The organism is Agrobacterium sp. 719_389 (genome assembly GCF_900188475.1).
Classification (GTDB): Bacteria; Pseudomonadota; Alphaproteobacteria; order Rhizobiales; family Rhizobiaceae; genus Agrobacterium; species Agrobacterium radiobacter.
This window is the reverse complement of the sequence record NZ_FYEM01000006.1, coordinates 191,954-206,235: the sequence shown is the minus strand read 5'-3', so window position 1 is coordinate 206,235 and position 14,282 is coordinate 191,954. Positions and strand designations below refer to the sequence as shown.

The window sequence follows — 14,282 nt, the reverse complement described above, 5'->3', positions numbered from 1 at the left end:
GCCATGCCCCTGAGCGGCAATCAGGTCAGCGCCACCTGCCGCGTTTCCGCATTGATCATCGTCGCGGCGATGGCGGCAAGCACCAGCAGACCGGCAAAAATGCCGATCGCGACACCGAAACCCTGCGCTATGGCATAACCAAGCAATGAGGGCGCCAGCAGGCCACCGAGCCTTGCCATGGCGCCTGCGGCCCCCATGCCGGTCGCCCGCGACTCCGTTGGGTAAAGCTCCGGCGTAAAGGCATAAAGCGCGCCCCAGGTGCCAAGCAGCGCAAAACTCATGATGAGAAGCGAGGCGGCGATCATCGCGCCACCGGTGGCAAGCGTGAAGAGAAGGCAACCGAGCGCGGAAAGCAGGCAGAAGCCGATCAGCGTCGGCTTGCGGCCCGATTTTTCAACACCATAGGCGGCAAGCGCATAACCGGGGATCTGCGCCAGCGCCACGAGCACCAGAAAACCATAACCGCGCACGAAGCCGAAGCCGTCACCGGCAAGTTTCGCCGGCATCCAGGTGAAGACGCCATAGTAGGAGACGGAGACGAGGAACCAGATGGCAAGGATCATGATGCTGCGTTGCCGGAGCGCCGGTGAAAATATCCCCTGCCCCTTGGCCACGTCAGGCTGGAAAAGCCCGGTTCCGGCATCGAGCGGCGCACGGCCATTCGTCACCAGCATACGGTTGACGACAGCCTTTGCTTCTTCCGACCGACCGCTGCGCAAGAGGTAAAGCGGCGATTCCGGCACCAGAAAGCGCAGGCCAAGGCCGAGGACGGCCGGAAAGGCCGTCACGGCAAAAATATAACGCCAGGCGTCGGCGACACCGGCAAGGCTGGCGCCCCAGGCCGCAAGCGCCACAATCAGCGTTCCGACAGCCCAGAAGCCTTCCAGAAAGACCAGCCAGCGCCCGCGATTCTTGGCGGGCAGGAATTCCGCCATCATCGCATAATCCACCGGCAGCGTGCCGCCCACGGCGGCCCCGGTGAGAAAGCGCAGGACGAGCAGAATGGTGAAATCAGGCGAGAATATCGAAAGCACACCGAACAGCGCATCACAGGCCACGGTGACGATCAGCACCCGGCGACGCCCGTAACGATCCGCCAGCCGCCCGAAACCGGCAGCGCCGAGAAGCATGCCGAAAAAGAACGCCGTTCCGGTCTGCAGCGCCTGCGGCACCGTCAGGCCAAAGGTTGCGGCAATCGAAGCGGCTGTGAAGCCGACGGCCAGAACCTGCATGGCATCCGCCGCCCAGACGAGGCCGAAAATACCCATCAGCCTGCGCTGATAGGCGCCTGCGCCTGCGCGCTCCAGCGCATCATTCATGGTGATTGCCGTCATGCCCCGTCCCTCTGCAGAAATCGACTTTCATTTGCTATCGCATGGGGGGAGGAAACGGAATTGAATTCTGAGGAAGGGTGCGCACGGTTGGTACGACAGGCTCGGCGCAACGATAGGCGAACCCTTGCGCCTCCACCCTCATCCCTGTGACAAGCACAGGAATGAGGGAAGACAGAAGCGCTGGCGGGAAAAGACAAAGCTGCCTTGCAGAAAGACCCTTAGCCGTAAACCCGAAGAGGCTCCTCAAAACCCTCATCTTCCGCAGCTGCGGCAGGCATCACCGCCTCGCAGTTGCGCCAGCCGATCTTGCCCTTCAGCCGCTGATGAACGTCATTGCCAAGCGGCGCCACCAGCACCCGGTTCGGATCAACCGGCCCCGGAAAATCGAGCGCCGCATAAGCGACCTTTTCGAAACCGAGCGGCATGTAATAGGGCGGATCGCCGATCAGGATGACGGCTTCGGAGCCCTTCCGCCTTGCGGCCGCAATGGCGATGCGAACGAGCTCCCGGCCAATGCCCTTGTTCTTGTGCGAGGGCCGAACCGCAAGCGGGCCAAGCATATGGCCCTTCACCCCGCCGGCCAGAACCGGCGTCATGCGCACCGAAGCGATCGTCTCGCCGTCATCGGCGCAGACGAAGGAGAGCGACCGGTCATGCGGACCCTGCTCACGGATGCGCGCCGCCGCACGGGTGTGCCGGCCGGGACCAAATGCTTCTTCGTTGATGACTTCGATGATGGCGTCGTGCGACGCGTCCTCGGTGAGGTAGACAAGATCGTGCTTGGACATGAAGAGACCGAAACTTCCAGAATGCGGATGCGACAATAGATGACGTCTGCGCCGGTAAAGGCGTTCAGGAGCGTCAGCGTCGTCGGAGCATCCGTGGTTCGATCATAGTCTGCAATTTCCTCAGATTTGTGAAAATCGCAATTATCAGGAAAATCACCACCCGTCCAGAACAAATCTCGACGCTCCCCCATTCACCCTGTGCGGGACCGGAAACGCATTGTTCAACGCCTTGCGGGTTCGCGGGATTGAGCGAAACGGGTAGTATCGCCGTCAGGGAAACAATCAAGGAGATCATCATGGGCATGCTGGTGGAAGGTGTGTGGAAAGACGTCTGGTACGACACCAAGGAAACCAAGGGGCATTTCAAGCGCAGCGCCTCGCAGTTCCGCAACTGGGTCACGGCGGATGGCGCACCCGGCCCTTCCGGAGAAGGCGGTTTCGAGGCGGAGAAAGATCGTTACCACCTTTATGTTTCTTTCGCCTGCCCCTGGGCGCACCGCACCCTGATCTTCCGCAAGCTGAAAAAGCTGGACGACCTGATCTCGGTCTCAGTCGTTGATCCGCTGATGCTGGAAAACGGTTGGGAATTCAAGCCGCAGGGCGAGCGCACGCCGGGCGCGACCGAGGATCACCTCTTCGGCGCCTCCACGCTCTGGCAGGTCTATACCAAAGCGGACCCCAAATATTCCGGGCGCGTTACCGTGCCGGTGCTCTGGGACAAAAAGCGCGGCACCATCGTTTCCAATGAATCAGCGGAAATCATCCGCATGTTCAATACCGCCTTCAACGACCTCACCGGCTCTGAGGCGGATTATTATCCCGAAGCGCTGCGCGCCGAGATCGACGCGTTGAACGACGTGATCTATGACACGGTCAACAACGGCGTCTACAAGGCCGGCTTCGCCACCACGCAGGATGCCTATCAGCAGAATGCCGTGAAGGTCTTCGAAACGCTCGATATGCTGGAAGACCGCCTGAAGGACCGCCGCTTCCTGTTCGGCGCGGAGCAGACGGAAGCGGACTGGCGCCTGTTCACAACTCTGGTGCGGTTCGACCCCGTCTATGTCGGCCATTTCAAGTGCAATATCCGCCGCATTCACGACTATCCGCACCTGACAGGTTACCTGCGCGATCTTTACCAGACGCCGGGCGTGCCTGACACGGTCGACATGCGCCACATCAAGGAACATTATTACCGCAGTCACCGCACCATCAATCCGACCGGCATCGTGCCAGTCGGCCCGGAGCTCGACCTGACCATGGCGCATGGACGTGGGACGCTCGTCTGACGAAGACGCCGCCGCTACCAGTAATCGGCAATCGCCGCTTCGCCGGCAAGTTCGGCAAGGCGGCGGCGGGTTGCGGCCGTCACCCCTTCGGGCAGCGCCGAAAGATCGAAAAAGCCGCTTTCGGCAATTTCATGATCCGGCTTTTTCGGTTTGGTCTGGGTGACCTCAAGCCGATAAAGCGCGACATGATCGCGATTGCTGCCTTCCAGATTGAGGTAAACGTGGAAAAGCTCCGGCCTAGAGGCGGCTTCGAGATTGCCTTCCTCGCGGATTTCCTTGTGCAACGCGGCGAGCAGGGTTTCGCCACGTTCTACACCGCCGCCCGGCAGATACCAGCCCGGAAGATAGGTGTGCCGCACCAGAAAAATCCTGCCCTTTTCATCGTAGCAAGCCGCACGCACACCAAGAGTTGCGCCGCGCGTGAGTAAAAAAACGAAATGCAGAAAGCGGATGAAGACACGCATATGGAACGGACGGGCCTGCCGCCCGGTTTTTTCGTCATTCACCCTGGTTTCTCCCCGCCTGCCGGCTTTTATTGGACGCGCGGCATATCATAGGTTATCTCTGCCGCCATGTTCAAACTTGCCCATATTTCAGACGTCCATTTAGGGCCACTGCCAAAACTCACTTTCCGGGAACTTGCATCGAAACGGATTACCGGTTTCGTCAACTGGCACCGCAACCGCCGCAAGCATCTCTTCACCGATACGCTGGAAAAGCTGCTCGACAATCTCGAGGCCAAATCACCCGATCATCTGGCTATTACCGGCGATCTCGTCAATCTTGCGACGGGCATCGAAATCCGCGCCGCGGCCGACTGGCTGGAGGAAGTGGGCGACCCTGACAGAACCTCGGTGGTGCCAGGCAATCACGACGCCTATGTTTCCGGCGCGCACGACAAGGCCATGCAGGCCTGGTATCCATACGTGCGTGGCGATGGCGACCCGGCTGAATGGGACGACGACCGCAAAATCTTCCCCTATATGCGCGTGCGCGGCCCCGTGGCGCTGATCGGCTGCTCCACCTCGATTGCAACGCCGCCCTTTTCAGCCACCGGTTATTTCGGCAACCGGCAGGCCCGCGCCACGGCGGAACTCCTGAAAAAGGCCGGTGAGCAGGGGCTGTTCCGCGTGGTGATGATCCATCACCCGCCCATTCGCGGCGCCTCCCCCACCCACAAGCGCATGATCGGCATTCGCCGTTTCGCAGCGGCGCTGGGCGTCGGCGGTGCGGAACTCGTGCTGCACGGCCATACCCATCTCAACACGGTTTATTGGCTGAATACGCATCACGGGGAAGACCACATTCCGGTCGTTGGTGTCGCCTCGGCCAGCCAGGGGCCGGGTGGGGAAAAACCGCGCGCGGCCTATAATCTCTTCCACATTTCCGGTGGGCCCGGGACGTGGAGCGTCGCCTGCGAACGGCATAGTCTCAATGAGACGGGAACGGGTGTGGCGCTTGAGGATATCAGGGTGTTTTATGAAAACGGGCGGCCGTTGGGGTTTTCGCTGCTGGGGAAATAGAGTCTGGAGCAGTGAGGTTGGAGGCTCTGGCTTACCCCCCTCTGCCCTGCCGGGCATCTCCCCCTCAAGGGGGGAGATCGGCAAGAGGCCCTACCACCGCTCCATTCGCAAACGTTGAGATGGCCGAGGGCTAGCCTCGGGTCGATCTCCCCCCCTTGAGGGGGAGATGCCCGGCAGGGCAGAGGGGGGTGCCATCCCCCACCCTCAAGGCAAGCTTATTTCGCCCGCTCTTCCAGCACCCGGTTCGCCGCCGACACAATCGCCTCAAGCGACGCCGCCACAATGTTCGTGTTGACGCCCGCCCCGAACAGCTTACCGCCAGGATGCTCCATCTCGACATAGGCGATGGCAGATGCGTTAGAGCCATGCTGCAGCGAGTGCTCGGAATAATCATTCACCGACAGATCGATGCCGAGATAAACCGACAGCGCATTGATGAACCCGTCGATCGGGCCGGTGCCCTTGCCCTCGATACGCTTCACCTCACCATTATCGGTGATCTCGGCCGCGACGATGCGCACGCCCTTGAAATCGCCGGCCGGATAGGTGTGGTGATCGACGAACTTGATGCGCGCATTCGGCTGCGTTACGTAACGCTCGATAAAGCGCTCGTAGATGCGCTTTGCCGGCAGCTCAACACCCTCTTCATCGGTAATGCGCTGGATCTCCTCGCGGAACTCCACCTGCAGGTTGCGCGGCAGGTTGATGCCGTAATCCTGCTGGAGGATATAGGCGATGCCGCCCTTGCCGGACTGCGAATTGATGCGAATGATCGCCTCGTAGGAGCGGCCGACATCCTTCGGGTCGATCGGCAGATAGGGCACTTCCCAGACGGGATGATTGGCGACCTTGATCGCCTTCATGCCCTTGTTGATCGCATCCTGATGCGAGCCGGAGAAGGCCGTATAGACCAGTTCGCCGACATAAGGATGGCGCTCGGGGATCGTCATTTCGTTGGAATATTCATAGACCGCCTTGATGCGCTCGATATCGCGGCAATCCAGCTCGGGGTCGACACCCTGCGTATACATGTTCAGCGCCAGCGTCACGACGTCGACATTGCCGGTGCGCTCGCCATTGCCGAACAGCGTGCCTTCGACGCGGTCGGCACCCGCCATCAGGCCGAGTTCCGTCGCAGCGATGCCCGTGCCGCGGTCATTATGCGGATGCAGGGAAATGATGACGTTTTCGCGGTTGTCGATATTGCGGCACATCCATTCGATCTGGTCGGCATAGATGTTCGGTGTCGCCATTTCCACCGTCGACGGCAGGTTCAGGATCAGCTTGTTGTCGGCCGTCGGCTTTACGACCTCGACCACGGCGTTGCAGATTTCCAGCGCCACTTCCAGCTCGGTGCCGGTGAAGCTCTCAGGCGAATATTCGAAGCGGTAGCCGCCGCCGGCCTTGGCCGCCATATCGGTGATCATCTTGGCCGCATCGACAGCGATCTGCTTGATGCCGTGCACATCCTTGCCGAACACCACGCGGCGCTGCAATTCCGAGGTGGAGTTGTAGAAATGGATGATCGGCTTGTTGGCGCCTTCCAGCGCTTCAAACGTGCGGGTAATCAGCTCCGGGCGGCACTGCACCAGCACCTGCAGGGAGACATCGTCAGGCACATTGCCTTCCTCCACGCACCAGCGGGCGAAATCGAAGTCCGTCTGCGAGGCCGAAGGAAAACCGATCTCGATTTCCTTGAAGCCCATTTCGAGCAGCAGCTTGAACATGCGGGCCTTGCGGTCGTGACCCATGGGGTTGACCAGCGACTGGTTGCCGTCGCGCAGGTCCACCGAACACCAGATCGGCGCCTTGTCGATGGTCTTGCCCGGCCATGTGCGGTCAGGGATATTGATGGTCGGGTAAGGGCGATACTTCACGCTCGCGTCCGACATGCCCTTGGAAATATTAGTGATCTTGCCGTCCATTTCGCTTCCTCCTTGCGCAGTCCGCGGGCGTCTTCAGCCATCGGCGGATGCGCGGCCCTTTAGAGCCTAAATCCAGTATAAAATGAGATTTCGAGATGAGGAGCGTTTGCACCAGCGGGCTTTCGGCCGCCGGGCGCTCCTCACTGGACCCGGCAACCGCGTGTAAGGTCGAGGCTAAGAAGCGAGAGTGCACCGCACGGAGAGGCGTTCGCAGAAATCTGCGCGCTCATGCCGGAAATGGTTGCGATGCTGTTGCTCATGGCGATGTGTATAAACAGCGGCTGGCGGTCTGACAAGTGATCTTGTGCTGCGCGCTGGTTATTTTCCCTGCCTGCCGCTCTCAAGCCTTTCTGCCTAACCACGCTTCACCACCCGCTGCAACGCCATCATCAGGCCGCCGCCGATCAACCCCCAGAAGGCCCCGGAAACGCCGCCGAAGGAGAGGCCGGAGGCTGTGATGAGGAAAGTGATGGCGGCCGCCTCGCGGGTTTCCGGCTCCTTGAAGGCTGCCACTGCGGAGCCGGAAAAGGCGCCGACCAGCGCCAACCCCGCCACCGCCTGAATGAGGATGGGCGGCGCCAGCGCCACGAAGGCCGTGACCACGCCGGCCAGCAGGCCGAAGATGATATAGCCGACGCCGGCGATGATCGCCGCCCAGTAACGCCGCCTCGCATCAGGATGGGCATCCTCGCCCGCGCACATGGCCGCCGTTATGGCGGCAAGATTGACCGCATGGCCGCCAAAGGGCGCGGAAAGCAGGGAGAAAAAGCCGGTCGCCGCGAAAAGCGGGCCGGGCTGCGGGTCGTAGTGGTTGACCTTCAGCACCGCGATGCCGGGAATATTCTGCGAGGCCATGGTCACGATGAAGAGCGGCAGCGCGATGGAGACGACGGCGTGCAGGCTGAAGACGGGCGTTACCCACTCAATAGGCGGCGTCAGCGATTGCGCCACGCTATCGAGCGCGCCATCGGGAATATCGACACCGAAGATCATCAAAAGCACGAAGGCGGCAAGGGCCGCGGGCACGGCGAACAGCCGCTTGAAGGCTCCAACGACGATCCAGGCAAGAATGATGGGTAATCCGAGCGCCGGGTTGAAGCCGATCGCCTTGATGGGCGCGAAACACAGGCCGATGATGACGCCCGACAGCATGGCGTTGGCAAGCGGTGCGGGAATGGAGGCGACCGCTTTTCCAAGCGGCCTGAACAGGCCTGCGATGATGATCAAAATGGCGCAGATGACAAAACCGCCGACCGCCGCCGGAAAGCCACCCTCGATGACGCCGGTGGTGGCAAGCAATGCCGCGCCCGGCGTCGACCACGCGATGCTGATGGGGAGACGGGTGGTGACGGAAAGAGCGATGGCGCAAAGCCCCATCGCCACCGAAAGCGCCATCAGCGCCGACGCCGCTTCGAAATCCGTCGCACCGACGGCTTTCAACCCCTGCAGCACAACGGCGAAGGAGCTGGCAAAGCCGACAAAGGCGGTGAGGCAGCCCATGAACAGGCTCTGGACGGAAAAATCTTTCAGCATGAAGCACTCTGCGGCCTGCGGCCTGTCGCAAACAACCGCAGCGGTCCGCATTGGCGACAGGCGAAAAAAATTGAAGCGTGATGCGCGAATCCGGGGATGGCGACACGCCTTGGATGAAGCGTGGTTATATTCAGGATCAAAAAAGACGCGGCTTGGCAAGATGGGCCACCAGACTTCAGGTACGGCGGCATGGAAAACGTCATCAAAGTTTAGCGGCGAGGCGCTAATCCTGCCCGCATCACAACAGGTCATCCGCCACAACAGGGACCCTCGCCATGCTCCGCATCGTCACTATTGCCGCCTGCTGTTTCGCGGCTCTTCCCGCCGCTGCCCAGACCCCGCCTGCGCCGGCCTTCCTTGGCCAGATCGTCATTCCCTCGGGCCTCTCCATCAATGGCGTTACCTTCGGCGGCATTTCCGATCTCGCCTTTGACAGCGAAACGGGCCGTTATTTCGCAATTTCCGATGATCGCGTGGAAAAAGGTCCGGCCCGCTATTACGAGCTGGAACTGGCCGTAACGGAAGGCGCCGCCACGCTCAACATCGCCGCGACCCATGAACTGAAAGACGAGACCGGCGCGGCTTTTGCGCCAAAGAGCATCGATGCGGAAGGCATCGCGCTCGACCGCAAGGGCGGCAAGCTCTATTGGTCCTCCGAACGCGACCTGAAGAACCTGCCGGCGCTTTACGTCTCGGACATCGACGGCGGCAATGTGAAGCGGCTGGAATTGCCGGACGCCTATCTCGTCAACGACGCAAAGACCAAGGGCGTTCAGAACAACCTCGCTTTTGAAGGCCTGGCCCTGATGCCCGGCCGGCTGATCGCCGCCACCGAAAACGCTCTCATCCAGGACGGCCCCAAGGCGACGCCGCAGGCGGGCAGCCCGGCCCGTATCCTCGTCATCGACACGGCGACGCTGAAGCCGGTCGCCGAGCACGTCTATGTCACCGAGGCAATCTCGAAGACACCAACAGCCGCCGAGCCGAAATATAACGACAACGGCCTTTCCGCCATTGCAGCCCTGCCGGATGGCCGTTTTGTCGCGGTAGAGCGCAATTTTGCCTCCGGCGTCGGCAACCACATCCGCTTCTTCATCGCCGACATGTCCCGCGCCGACAATATTCTCGGCAAGGACAAGATCGATCCGGCATCCGTGGCCGCCGTGTCCAAATCACCCTGGTTTGAAATCAACGAAGGCGATTTCGGCCTCGATATCGACAATATCGAGAGCTTCGCCTTCGGCCCTGTGGTGGATGGCAAGCAGCTTTTTGTCATCGCCTCCGACGACAATTTCAACATGGGCAAGCAGTTCACCCAGTTTGCGGCATTCGCAATTCCCGCCAATCTGGGTCAGTGAAATCCACCGCAACAGAATGCCGGCTCTGGACAATGTCCGGGCCGGCATCGGCAACCGAGAGGGATACTGCTTTACCAGCGGAGCAGACGTGAACCGGCGAAAGCGCCAATGATACCGGCCAACAGAATGCCCAGGGAATACCAGATCAACACGAAGGCCATGCCGTTTTCGGTGCAGAACCACGAATAGACCCATGCTCCGGCCGCACCCGCGGCGATACCGGCGGCAAAACCCGCAAGCGTGGGATCAGCGGGAGCCGACCGCCTGAGAATCGCGAAATTCGCCAGAAACAGCGGCAGCGCGAAAGCAACGATCAGAAACGGGCAATGCAGCGCCGATGATCCGAGAATGAGGGTGCTGTAGGTGCCGGGCACGGCAAATCCAAGCTGGACGAGCGCAATCAGCGCCATGGCGGCAAAAATCAGCGCAAGCCACACAAACAGGCAACCCCTCTCGCCTTCCGGCCGCGCAAGGCGCATGACGGCAAAAAATGCAGTGAGGGCCAGCAGGGCATTATAGGCGGATTTGACCCAGAAACCCGGCTCGGTCATGGCCTCGCTCATGTCGACGCGAAGCCCCAGAATGACGACCATCAGCACGAGTGAGATCCCGAGCGCGGGCAAGGCCGCGAATGCCAGCCTGCGCTCCAGTGCGAAAGCGGGTACGGGTTTCAGATCACCCGCCAGTTGTTCGATGATGTCTTCCGTTTTTCTCACCTGTCCCCCCGCAACTTTGCCGCCAGGACTTTCAGCGTTCTGTGAATACCAACCCTTGCCGCCAGCTCGGTCTGGCCGGATCTTTCCGCCGCTTCGGCAATTGACTGGCCTTCGAGCTTAACCCTTCGAATGAGATCGCGTTGCCGCTCCGGCAGGTCATCGAGCAGCCGCTCCACATCCATACGGGCCATGACCGCATCGACGGAGGACTCCGCCTCCAGCGTCTCATCGAGTTCCACTTCCGCCAGCATTCGGGCGCCCCTGCCCCGATAGTGATCGATGAGCTTGTAGCGCGCTATCGAGAAGAACCATGCCGTGAACGGTCTTGCACGGTCATAGGTCTCCCGCTTGGCGTGAAGCGACAACAGGGTTTCCTGCACGAGATCTTCGACATCGCCTCTGGAGGCGGCCGCCATGCGCCGGCCGTAATAGGCAATCAGCAGCCGTCGCAGGCCATGAAGCAAATGCCGGTAGGCACCTTCGTCCCCATCAAGGGAACGCAGCATCAGCATTTTTAATGTCTCTTCCGAAGGGCTGCCTGTCATCGTCACTATCGGGTTATTCGCAGTCGGCAGGATATTGTTACATGGTGGCTTTAAAAAAAGCTCGCCCGAACTTGTCGTCACAAGCGCGTGAAGATGTAACAGGCGGCGGGTCGCTCCCGAATGGACAATCGTGAGCCCCGGCACAATGCCGGCGGACATGCAACGACGTCCAGAGGAGACTTTTCATGACCCGCATTTTTACCGCCATCGCCGCCGCTTCCCTGTTTTCCGCTCTTTCCTTCGCAGGCATCGCCCATGCCGATGGCATGAAAACCGATACGATGAAGAAGGATACCATGCATAGCGGCACCATGAAGACGGAGACGATGAAAAAGGATGGCATGTCCATGGCCAGCAAGAAGGACTGCATGCACAAGGCCGGTATGGAAATGGACAAGATGAAAAAGGCCGACATGATGAAGGCCTGCGACATGATGAAGTAAGGCGGCCTGAACGGAAAAAGCCCGCACCGGTTTTGACCGATGCGGGCTTTCTCAACTGAAAATCGAAAACTCAGAGTTCCGACTGGCTTTCGACGATCTTGCCGACGAGGCCGTAATCCTTGGCCTCTTCCGCGCCGAGCCAGTAGTCGCGATCGATGTCCTTGGCGATCTTTTCTTCGCTCTGGCCGGTGGCCTTGGAGAAGATCTTGATCAGGCGCTGGTTCATCTTGATGATTTCGCGCGCCTGGATTTCGATGTCGGACGCCATGCCGCGCGTACCGCCGGAGGGTTGGTGCAGCAGGAAGCGGGTGTTCGGCAGGCAGAGGCGACGTTCCTTCGGCACCGAGACGTAAATCAGCGCACCGGCGGAGGCGACCCAGCCCGTGCCGATGATGTAGACCTTCGGCTTGATGAACTTGATCATGTCATGGATGGAATCACCCGATTCGACATGACCGCCCGGCGAATTGACGTAAACGCGAATGTCATCGTCACTGGCGGCGGCAAGAGCCACGAGCTGCGTGCAGACCTTCTGCGCCAGTTCCTGCGTGATGCCGCCATAGATGAAGATCGAACGCGACTTGAAAAGATTCGCTTCCGTTTCCTTGCCGATCGGCAGTTCCTTGCTCTTGTCGTCTTCGTCTTCGTTCATCAACGGCTCTCTCCAGCAAAATTCGTGCATGCCCTTCGGACATAGTGCGACTTGTTACGTAAGGCAATGAGAGAAAAAGGCAAGGTTTGCCCGCCAACAATAAACAGCACCCCCGGCAGATGACGCATGGACAGCCTGTCTGCCTTCGCGATATCGTCGATGCCTCATTGCAGCGCCGCCTGCCGCGGAAAGCCCAAGATTCCGTTGCGGACGGCCATAATTTCAAGAGGGAACCATGCTGAAAAGACTAAGCCTCGCCGCCGCTGCGCTCGGCCTCACCACCCTGCCCGCTTTCGCCCATCTGAACCCGGAAGAACACGGTTCCTTCATGGCCGGCGTGTCCCACCCCTTCTTCGGTGCGGACCACATTCTGGCGATGGTGGCCGTCGGCATCTGGGCCTCGCAGATCGCCTTTGCCCGAAACGACCGCAAAGCGCTGTGGATCGTGCCCGCCGCTTTCGTCGGCACCATGGCCGCAGGCTTCCTGATGGCGGTTTACGGCATCGATCTTCCCTTCGTCGAACCCGCCATTCTCGCCTCCGTGATCGGCCTTGGCCTGCTGGTTGCGATGGCGGCAAGGCTTCCCACGGCAGCGGCGGCGGCCGTTGTCGGCGCTTTCGCGCTTTTCCACGGCCATGCCCATGGCGGTGAACTCGGCAGCGCCGGCGCGCTTCAATTCGGCGTCGGCTTCATGATCGCCACCGCCATCCTGCATGCGGCCGGCATCGCGCTCGGCCTCGGCATTGCCCGTTTCGGCTCGGCCGCAAGCCGCACCGTCGGCGCGCTGACGGCGATTGCGGGTCTCTCGCTTGCCTTTGGCGGCTGAGGATCATTACCGAAATTTAAAATTTGGACCGCTTTGAAAAGCCTGAATTCTGGCCTACCTCCTTATCGTGGATTTACGCTTCACGGTAAGGAGGCAGCATATGTCACCGGAAGAAAGCCAGCTTCTCAAGGCCCTGTTCGACAGGACCAAAACCGCATCCGCCACCCCGCGTGACCGCGAGGCGGAAACTTTGATCGCAGACGCCGTGCGCGATCAGCCCGCAGCCCCCTATTATCTCGCCCAGGCGGTGATCGTTCAGGAAAAAGGTCTGGAAGCGGCAGCAGCCCATATCAAACAGCTCGAAGACCGCATCCACGCACTGGAAAGCGGCAATAGCGCCCCTCAGGCGGCGGCGCAGGGCGGTTTCCTCAGCTCCATCTTCGGCACCGGCCAGCCGCAACCACCCGCACCGGCGCCAGCCCCTGCGGCCCCGCAAACGTCATGGCGCAACGATACCGCCGGCCAGACGGCAGGCCCTTGGGGAGCGGCAACCAATCAGCAGCAGCCCGGTGGCCCATGGAGCCAGGCCGCCGCAGGCGGACGTTCAGGTGGTGGGTTTCTGCAAGGCGCGCTCGGCACCGCTGCCGGTGTTGCGGGCGGCATGCTGCTGGCCAATTCGCTGAGCGGCATTTTCGGCAGCCACATGTCGTCGCTCGGCCTTGGTTCGCCCTTCGGCGGCGGCAATGCCGCTGGCAACGCACCCGTCGAGGAAACCGTCGTCAACAACTATTACGGCGACAGCGCAAGCCCGCAGAATAACGACGATGACGATATCCAGCAGGTCGATTACGACGACAGCGCCGACGATGCGGATGTTGATTCAGGCGACGACGGTTCGTTCGCCTGAACCTTGTATCACATAAACAGCCGGATCAGCCGCGGCCGCGATAGGTGGCAACGCCCTGATCCGGCAACCACACGCCTTCAGGCGCCGGTCCGGTCTGCCAGAACACATCGATCGGAATGCCGCCGCGCGGATACCAGTAAGCGCCGATGCGCAGCCATTTCGGCTGCAGCAGTTCTACCAGCCGCTTGGCAATATAGACCGAGCAGTCCTCGTGGAATGCGCCGTGGTTGCGGAAGGACTGCAAAAACAGCTTCAGAGACTTCGATTCCACCAGGAAATCGCCCGGAATATAGTCGATGACGATATGGGCGAAATCCGGCTGGCCGGTCATCGGGCAAAGCGAGGTGAATTCGGGCGCGGTGAAGCGCACGACATAATCGGTGCCGGCATTGCCGTTCGGCACTTTTTCGAGAACGGCCTTTTCCGGGCTCTCTGGCGTATCGACCTTCGTGCCCAGCTGCGACAGGCCGGAAACATCCGTCACGGACATGGAAAACTCCTGT

General features: G+C 60.6%; 15 protein-coding genes. 6 read left to right on the top strand and 9 right to left on the bottom strand.

The features are described from left to right. Positions 1-20: 20 nt before the first annotated feature. Complete coding sequence (locus CFB10_RS13290) at positions 21-1,334, bottom strand: MFS transporter (RefSeq protein WP_020011390.1); 1,314 nt, start codon at positions 1,332-1,334, stop codon at positions 21-23. A gap of 218 nt (positions 1,335-1,552) precedes the next feature. Continuing rightward, positions 1,553-2,122 (bottom strand): GNAT family N-acetyltransferase, encoded by a 570-nt coding sequence (locus tag CFB10_RS13285; RefSeq protein ID WP_004430175.1) that lies wholly within the window; start codon positions 2,120-2,122, stop codon positions 1,553-1,555. Between the two features lie 296 nt (positions 2,123-2,418). On the opposite strand from CFB10_RS13285, the gene CFB10_RS13280 reads away from it, so the two are divergent. Then, complete coding sequence (locus tag CFB10_RS13280) at positions 2,419-3,411, top strand: glutathione S-transferase family protein (RefSeq protein WP_026363873.1); 993 nt, start codon at positions 2,419-2,421, stop codon at positions 3,409-3,411. 14 nt (positions 3,412-3,425) lie between these two features. On the opposite strand, the gene CFB10_RS13275 is transcribed toward CFB10_RS13280, so the two are convergent. Further along, the gene (locus CFB10_RS13275; RefSeq protein WP_026363874.1) at positions 3,426-3,917 is read right to left on the bottom strand and encodes an NUDIX domain-containing protein; all 492 of its coding nucleotides are present in this window, start codon (positions 3,915-3,917) and stop codon (positions 3,426-3,428) included. A 66-nt stretch (positions 3,918-3,983) separates the two neighbouring features. Here CFB10_RS13275 and CFB10_RS13270 point away from each other — a divergent pair, with 66 nt between their 5' ends. Further along, on the top strand, positions 3,984-4,934 hold the full coding sequence (locus tag CFB10_RS13270; protein ID WP_020011394.1) for a metallophosphoesterase: 951 nt from the start codon (positions 3,984-3,986) through the stop codon (positions 4,932-4,934). Positions 4,935-5,149: 215 nt separating this feature from the next. On the opposite strand, the gene leuA is transcribed toward CFB10_RS13270, so the two are convergent. Next, positions 5,150-6,859, bottom strand: a complete 1,710-nt coding sequence (gene leuA / locus CFB10_RS13265; protein ID WP_020011395.1) for a 2-isopropylmalate synthase — start codon at positions 6,857-6,859, stop codon at positions 5,150-5,152. Between the two features lie 354 nt (positions 6,860-7,213). Continuing rightward, positions 7,214-8,392 carry a benzoate/H(+) symporter BenE family transporter gene (locus CFB10_RS13260; RefSeq protein ID WP_026363875.1) on the bottom strand — a complete coding sequence of 393 codons (1,179 nt, stop codon included), beginning with the start codon at positions 8,390-8,392 and terminating at the stop codon, positions 7,214-7,216. Between the two features lie 275 nt (positions 8,393-8,667). Here CFB10_RS13260 and CFB10_RS13255 point away from each other — a divergent pair, with 275 nt between their 5' ends. Continuing rightward, positions 8,668-9,750 (top strand): esterase-like activity of phytase family protein, encoded by a 1,083-nt coding sequence (locus CFB10_RS13255; RefSeq protein WP_020011397.1) that lies wholly within the window; start codon positions 8,668-8,670, stop codon positions 9,748-9,750. A gap of 71 nt (positions 9,751-9,821) precedes the next feature. Here CFB10_RS13255 and CFB10_RS13250 read toward each other — a convergent pair whose 3' ends face one another. Together CFB10_RS13250 and CFB10_RS13245 are read right to left on the bottom strand one after the other, a co-directional pair. Beyond that, positions 9,822-10,466, bottom strand: coding sequence for an NrsF family protein (locus tag CFB10_RS13250; RefSeq protein ID WP_020011398.1), 645 nt, complete (start codon positions 10,464-10,466; stop codon positions 9,822-9,824). Continuing rightward, complete coding sequence (locus tag CFB10_RS13245; protein WP_141097726.1) at positions 10,463-11,011, bottom strand: sigma-70 family RNA polymerase sigma factor; 549 nt, start codon at positions 11,009-11,011, stop codon at positions 10,463-10,465. Before CFB10_RS13245 ends, CFB10_RS13250 begins: the two co-directional genes overlap by 4 nt. A 185-nt stretch (positions 11,012-11,196) precedes the next feature. Between CFB10_RS13245 and CFB10_RS13240 the strand changes: the two genes are divergently transcribed. Continuing rightward, positions 11,197-11,454 carry a pentapeptide MXKDX repeat protein gene (locus CFB10_RS13240; RefSeq protein ID WP_020011400.1) on the top strand — a complete coding sequence of 86 codons (258 nt, stop codon included), beginning with the start codon at positions 11,197-11,199 and terminating at the stop codon, positions 11,452-11,454. Positions 11,455-11,524: 70 nt separating this feature from the next. Here the strand turns inward: CFB10_RS13240 and CFB10_RS13235 are convergent, their stop codons facing one another. Further along, entirely contained in the window at positions 11,525-12,106 is a 582-nt protein-coding gene (locus CFB10_RS13235) for an ATP-dependent Clp protease proteolytic subunit (protein ID WP_003523060.1), read from the bottom strand. 235 nt (positions 12,107-12,341) lie between these two features. On the opposite strand from CFB10_RS13235, the gene CFB10_RS13230 reads away from it, so the two are divergent. Then, positions 12,342-12,932, top strand: coding sequence for a HupE/UreJ family protein (locus tag CFB10_RS13230; RefSeq protein ID WP_020011401.1), 591 nt, complete (start codon positions 12,342-12,344; stop codon positions 12,930-12,932). 100 nt (positions 12,933-13,032) lie between these two features. Next, positions 13,033-13,779 carry a DUF2076 domain-containing protein gene (locus CFB10_RS13225; RefSeq protein ID WP_020011402.1) on the top strand — a complete coding sequence of 249 codons (747 nt, stop codon included), beginning with the start codon at positions 13,033-13,035 and terminating at the stop codon, positions 13,777-13,779. A gap of 25 nt (positions 13,780-13,804) precedes the next feature. Here the strand turns inward: CFB10_RS13225 and queF are convergent, their stop codons facing one another. Next, on the bottom strand, positions 13,805-14,269 hold the full coding sequence (queF, locus tag CFB10_RS13220; protein WP_004430149.1) for a preQ(1) synthase: 465 nt from the start codon (positions 14,267-14,269) through the stop codon (positions 13,805-13,807). Positions 14,270-14,282 lie beyond the last annotated feature (13 nt).